Annotated in this window: 4 protein-coding genes and 1 pseudogene; 2 read left to right on the top strand and 3 right to left on the bottom strand. The window is 66.1% G+C overall.

All coding sequences use genetic code 11. From position 1 onward, the window contains the following. Positions 1-1,186, top strand: a pseudogene (locus ACWELQ_RS39485) (arylsulfatase); the annotation flags it as partial. Between the two features lie 56 nt (positions 1,187-1,242). On the opposite strand, the gene ACWELQ_RS39480 reads toward ACWELQ_RS39485, so the two are convergent. Then, positions 1,243-1,479 carry a hypothetical protein gene (locus ACWELQ_RS39480; RefSeq protein ID WP_452402118.1) on the bottom strand — a complete coding sequence of 79 codons (237 nt, stop codon included), beginning with the start codon at positions 1,477-1,479 and terminating at the stop codon, positions 1,243-1,245. A gap of 105 nt (positions 1,480-1,584) precedes the next feature. Here ACWELQ_RS39480 and ACWELQ_RS39475 point away from each other — a divergent pair, with 105 nt between their 5' ends. Then, a complete protein-coding gene (locus ACWELQ_RS39475) occupies positions 1,585-2,673 on the top strand; it encodes an erythromycin esterase family protein (RefSeq protein ID WP_452402117.1) in 1,089 nt (362 codons plus the stop codon). Between the two features lie 5 nt (positions 2,674-2,678). Here ACWELQ_RS39475 and ACWELQ_RS39470 read toward each other — a convergent pair whose 3' ends face one another. Next, on the bottom strand, positions 2,679-3,404 hold the full coding sequence (locus ACWELQ_RS39470; protein WP_452402116.1) for a carbon-nitrogen hydrolase family protein: 726 nt from the start codon (positions 3,402-3,404) through the stop codon (positions 2,679-2,681). A gap of 43 nt (positions 3,405-3,447) precedes the next feature. Then, positions 3,448-4,357 (bottom strand): GTP cyclohydrolase II (gene ribA / locus ACWELQ_RS39465; RefSeq protein WP_452402115.1); only part of this gene is annotated, 910 nt, incomplete at its 5' end.

Below are 4,357 nucleotides of genomic sequence, written 5' to 3'. Positions count from 1 at the left end.
CATCGACGTCCTGGGCACACCGGAAACCTACAACCACTACCCGACCGGATGGGCGGCAGCCTTTTCCACGCCGTTCCAGATGTTCAAACGCTACGCCCAGTTCTCCGGCGGCACCTGCGATCCGCTGGTCATCTCCTGGCCCAAGGGCATCAAGGCCAAAGGCCAACTGCGCCACCAATACCACCACTGCACCGATATCGTGGCGACCATCTACGACGTCACCGGCGTCAAGATGCCGGAGGAGTACCGGGGCGTGAAACAGTATCCGCTCAACGGTGTTTCGATGCGCTACACCTTCGACGACCCGGACGCGAAAACCCAGAAGGAACGCCAGTACTACGCCATGCTCGGCACCCGCGGCATCTGGCAGGACGGCTGGAAGGCTTCCTCGGTGCATGCCGCCCTGTCGGACAAGGGTCATTTCAGCGACGACAACTGGGAGCTCTACCACGTCGACGAGGACCGCTCCGAGTCCAAGGATCTGGCCAAGGACAACCCGGACAAGCTCAAAGAGCTGATCGCGTTGTGGAACACCGAGGCCAAGAACAACTATGTACTGCCGCTGGATGACCGCACGGCCGTCGAACTGCTCACCATCGAGCGGCCGCAGAGCGAACCGCCCCGCGACAAGTACGTCTATTACCCGGGCACCTCGGCGGTGCCCGAAGGCGTGGCAGTCAATATCCGCGGCAAGTCCTACAAGATCCTCGCGGATGTCGACTTGCAACCCGATGCGCAAGGCGTGCTCTTCGCGCACGGTTCACGCTTCGGCGGTCACACCCTGTTCATCAAGGACGGGCAGCTGCACTACGTCTACAACTTCCTCGGCATCAAACCCGAACAGGATTTCGTCTCTTCCCAACCCGTGACACCGGGCAAACATGTCCTCGGCATGGAGTTCAAACTCGAAGGCAAGGGACCCAACGGCGAATCCACCGGCACCACAACGCTCTACATCGACGGCGCGCCCGTGGCCAACGGTCCGATGCGCGCCCAAACCGGCAAGTTCACCCTCGCCGGTGACGGCCTGTGCGTCGGCTACGACAGCGGCGACAACGTCTCCCAGCAATACCAGCATCCCGGCACCTTCACCGGCGGCACCATCGAGAGTGTCACCGTCGACGTCGGCAAGGAATCCTTCGCCGACGCGCAGAAGGAGGCCGCCGCCGCGCTCGAACGCAATTAGCACGGGCGACCAGCACGCCCGCGGCCCCGAACGGCCGCGGGCGTGCTCGTCATTTCTCAGTCGACGGGTCCTCGGGCCGTCAGGATGATCCTGAGTACGTGCTCGACCGCGGACTCGAACATCGCGCCACGCAGCTCGTCTCGCGTGGCGAGGTTGCGGGTGGCGAGGTCGAGTATCTGATCGGGGGAGAGGCGGCGTACGACCAGGGCCGCGACCTCTTCCAGATCGAGCTCGTTGTTCGCGTTGTCCAGCCTGGTCAGGGCGAACGCGACGATGATCTCCTCGTCGGTCATGGTTCGCCTCCGGCGGTCGTCTGCTCGGCAGTGCTGTGGTAGCCGAGATCAATAATACGGCGGCGACTTGACCTGAACCATTGTTGAGGTTGGAGAGTGGGGTGTATGGAAGCCAAGGCACTCTCACATGCAGCAATTGTCGGTATCGGCGAGTCCACTCGGTTCGCTCACGAGACGTTCGCTCTGCGCGACGGGCTGTTTCGGGATCTGGTCGAGGATTACGACTTCCGGACCTTGGCTGTGCAGGACAGCGCGAATGTCGGTGCGGCGCTGGATGCTTATGTTCGGGAGGGGAAGGGGACGGCGGTCGAGGCGTTGCGGGATGCTTGGCGGCCGTGGCGGACCGAGGAGATGGTCGGCGCGCTGGAGTGGATTCGGGAGTTCAATCTGGCGCATCCGGGTGATCAGGTGCAGATCATCGGAATCAATCCGGCGCAGGCGAAGCCGGAGGATTATGACTTCGTTCTGGCGGCCGTGCGAGACGTTGCCCCCGACCGAGTGGCCGAGTTGGCCGGGCATCTGGACCCCATTCGGACCGCGCACAGCATGGACGAACATGTCCAGCGCGCCAAGGGAGTTCACCCCGGTCGCCTATTCCGCGAACACGCACACGACGCCTCGGAGCTGGTCGCCCGGATTCCCGGGCTCGACGAAAACGTCAGCGCTCGAATGGCTTTGATCGAGGAGTTTCACCGGCACAGCGTCGCGGGTCGGGGCAGCTACGCGGGGGAAGGTGAGCTCTGGGCGGCGACGATCATCGGGCACTACCAGCGCACGGGATCGCGGACCGTGTACTGGGACGGCATCGCGCACGTGTCGGCCGGGGCCGCGGCGTTGGGTCTGGCCGCCGGTACGGGAGACAACGCGAGTGTCGGCAGTGTGCTGCGCGAGCATTTCGGCCGTGACTATGCCGCGGTGGCAATCGGATTCCATCACGGGAACGTCGGTGTGGCCGAGATCCCGGCCCCCGCACCCGATTTCCTGGACGCTGAGCTGGGGGAGCGGGGCGAGTCGCCGCTGTGGCTGGATATGCGGACCGATCCGATCGAGACGCCGGTCAAGATGCGGGTGATCAGCGGCGTCTACGACCCGGCCCGGGATGCCGACGAGCACTTGGCGATTCACAATCTGGCGGAGGCGTTCGACCTCGTCGCCCACATCCGCGAGGTGACGCCGGTGCGCTGGCTGCCCTGAGCGGCCTAGCCGATTCGCGCGGTGACCACGTCGATCGAAGCCGTGACGACCCCGGTCGACACCGTGTCGCCTTCGACCAGCAGGTCACCGCCGGGCGCCCACACCGCGGATCCGCCGCATCCCACCCACGGCCCGGCCGGGCCGACGTGATTGGCCAGCACCACGGACATTGTCGAGTCGCGGGCGATCGCGGGATAAATGGTGGCCCGCTCGTGCACGCCACCGGTGGTGCCGTACAGCGAACTGGCCAGGTGGACAGCGCATCCGGCGGCGGCGTTGCGTGCGATGAGCTCGGGAAAGTGATTGTCGAAACAGGTGGCCAGCGAGAATCGCAGCCCGCCGAGCTCGAATCGCCCGTCCTGCGCGCCGGCGACGAACAGCTCGCGTTCATGCTCGAAGAGGTGCTGCTTGAGGTAGGTGAGGACCGGTTCGCCGGTGGCGCTGTAGACGTGCGTCGCGATGGCGGGCCCGCGATCCGTCGGCGCGGCACAGTTGATCACGGTCGCCAGCCCGGTGTTCCGCAGCGCATCCAGTCGCGGATCGTCGGCGCCGACAAGCAGACCGGGATCGGCGGCGATCTGCGGCAACTCGTATCCGGTGAGCGTCAGCTCCGGGAAAACCACGAGTTCCGCTCCCGCGTCCCGTGCCTCGGTGGCGAGTTCGACCGCCTGCTTCGCGTTGGCGAGGACATCCCCGGGGACACAGGTGAGCTGGGCGGCCGCGATCTTCACACCGCCCAGCATTCCAGGCGGTGGCTCGGTGCCTGCCGGTGGCTCAGCTGTAGCCGACCGCGGGGAGGTGTGGCAGCTGGTGACTCATGCGGTCGCGTTTGGTGCTGAGGTAGTGCACATTGTGCTCGGTCGGCTGGGTTTGCAAGGGGATCCGGTCGCGCACGGTGATCCCGTTGGCTTCCAGCCCGGACTGCTTGGCGGGGTTGTTGCTCAGCAGCGCAACGGAATTCACGCCCAGATCGGCGAGGATGCGCGCCGCCGCCCCGTAGTCGCGGGCGTCGATGGGCAGTCCCAGCCGGACATTGGCGTCGACGGTGTCGGCTCCGGCGTCCTGCAGTTCGTAGGCGCGCAGTTTGTTGAGCAGTCCGATGCCCCGGCCCTCCTGGCCGCGCAGGTACACGATCACGCCCCGGCCGGCGGTGGCGACCGCCTCGAGCGCGGCGTCGAGCTGCTCGCCGCAGTCACAGCGCAGCGAGCCGAAGGCGTCGCCGGTCAGGCATTCGGAATGCACTCGGGCAAGGGTGTTCTCACCGGTCACATCGCCGTAGACGAGGGCGAGGTGTTCCGCTCCGGTGTGCTCGTCGGCATACCCGTAGACCCGGAAGTCGCCGAACCGCGTCGGCAGGCGGGTCTCGACGATGCGGGAAATGCCGTGCTCCAGCTGCTTTCGATGCTCGATCAGATCGGCGATGGAGATGATCGGGATGTCCCACGACGCGGCCATCACGCGCAGTTCGGGCAGGCGGGCCATACTGCCGTCGTCATTGACGACCTCGGCGATCACGCCCGCGGGCCGCAGTCCCGCCAGCCGCATCAGATCGACCGCTGCCTCGGTGTGACCTGGACGGCCCAGCACGCCACGGGCATTCGCGCGCAGTGGGAACACATGCCCGGGCCGCGAGAGCTCGCCGGGCGTGGTGCGTGGATCGGCGAGCAGCCGCATGGTCTGCGCC

The organism is Nocardia sp. NPDC004722 (assembly GCF_053601505.1).
The sequence above is the reverse complement of the archived record's forward strand: the minus strand, read 5'-3'. Positions and strand labels throughout refer to the sequence as shown.

Bases quoted from the DNA above. Each gene is read 5' to 3' on its own strand.
- ACWELQ_RS39480 (WP_452402118.1), bottom strand. From the start codon at position 1,479: ATGACCGACGAGGAGATCATCGTCGCGTTCGCCCTGACCAGGCTGGAC.
- ACWELQ_RS39475 (WP_452402117.1), top strand. From the start codon at position 1,585: ATGGAAGCCAAGGCACTCTCACATGCAGCAATTGTCGGTATCGGCGAG.